The sequence below is a fragment of the Paenibacillus sp. UASWS1643 genome (assembly GCF_008693195.1).
GTDB lineage: Bacteria > Bacillota > Bacilli > Paenibacillales > Paenibacillaceae > Paenibacillus > Paenibacillus amylolyticus_B.
The window spans coordinates 1-1,079 of sequence record NZ_VXKZ01000062.1; the positions used below are offsets into that span (position 1 = coordinate 1).

The following is a 1,079-nucleotide window of genomic DNA, read 5'->3' on the forward strand; positions in this document are numbered from 1 at the left end:
GCCTTATTGAAGGCTTGTTTTTGGAAGAAGTTACTTCTGTCCTTTTTCTCGTTCTTTGGCCGCTTGGCGTTCAGCGTCACGCCGTTTCTTGGCTATGGCCCACTGTACTAATGTGGGGATTGCAGAGCTAACGAGTTTATCCATAGATCCGAACCGCTTCCCAGTAAAGGGGCATACATATTGATCCCGTGTTTCAACAACTGCATTTTCGGCTTGATCAGGAAAGAGAATCTGATACATGGATTGTTTCGCCGCTTCTATGATATCGTCAGGCGGTAGAGGCTTATCAGAGAATCGCCAATGGACGTCCCACTGTTCTTCAGCGTGGCGGCGGGGATAGGTAACCGGATTACGTTCCTGTTTCCATTCCGGTCTTTGGACCAGAATGGGAACAGGAACGTTCTTTTTCATTTTATTCTTTAGAAAGGCGGCCACAGTTTTGCCTGATTGATCAATCTCGTGCCACTCTTCTTCGGTCAGCGTTAGCGAAACTTTTTTTGTGATTCCTTGGGGCGGGCGGCCAACTGGCCGAGGTTTCTCATTCAATAAGGTTCCCTCCTTGGAATTAAAGTAACCTAAATTGAAAGGTAATATAGGTTACTTTAATTGCCGAGATAGAAGCTGTCTCCCAAGAGTAAAGTTGATATAATGATGATAGACAAGTAACCGGTGGGATTTTTGTCACGGCGAAGCTACCCGAGAGGGGGTGACGCTGTGTCACTTGATCTGATCGTGAAGATTCTGGATTTGTTGCTAAAATTGGTCGGCATATTTGCTGGCCTAAAGACTTTGTTTGGCAGCCGGAAACAGAAGAAGTCACGTAAAGACAAGAAAAACCACCGGCGATAGGTTGGGCCCTTGATCCGGTGGTTTTTCGATCATTTGTAATGAAATCTCGCCGTGGTCGCCCACTGGAAATTTGTCTGGATAGTCGTGATGCGGTCAACATCACGGCTATTTTTATTATACCCAATGTCCATTGATATATGACGAAGGGAAATTCAATTGCCGTTGTGCCAAGTATAGCACAACCATATCCTTATTTCTACAGATCGGTATGGTCGCTAGGGAATTTCCAT

General features: G+C 45.5%; 2 protein-coding genes. One reads left to right on the forward strand and one right to left on the reverse strand.

From position 1 onward, the window contains the following. Nucleotides 1-30 precede the first annotated feature (30 nt). Nucleotides 31-546, reverse strand: coding sequence for a hypothetical protein (locus tag FE296_RS32550; RefSeq protein ID WP_190944958.1), 516 nt, complete (start codon nt 544-546; stop codon nt 31-33). 168 nt (nt 547-714) lie between these two features. Here FE296_RS32550 and FE296_RS33695 point away from each other — a divergent pair, with 168 nt between their 5' ends. Beyond that, the gene (locus tag FE296_RS33695) at nt 715-849 is read left to right on the forward strand and encodes a hypothetical protein (protein WP_263364118.1); all 135 of its coding nucleotides are present in this window, start codon (nt 715-717) and stop codon (nt 847-849) included. Nucleotides 850-1,079 lie beyond the last annotated feature (230 nt).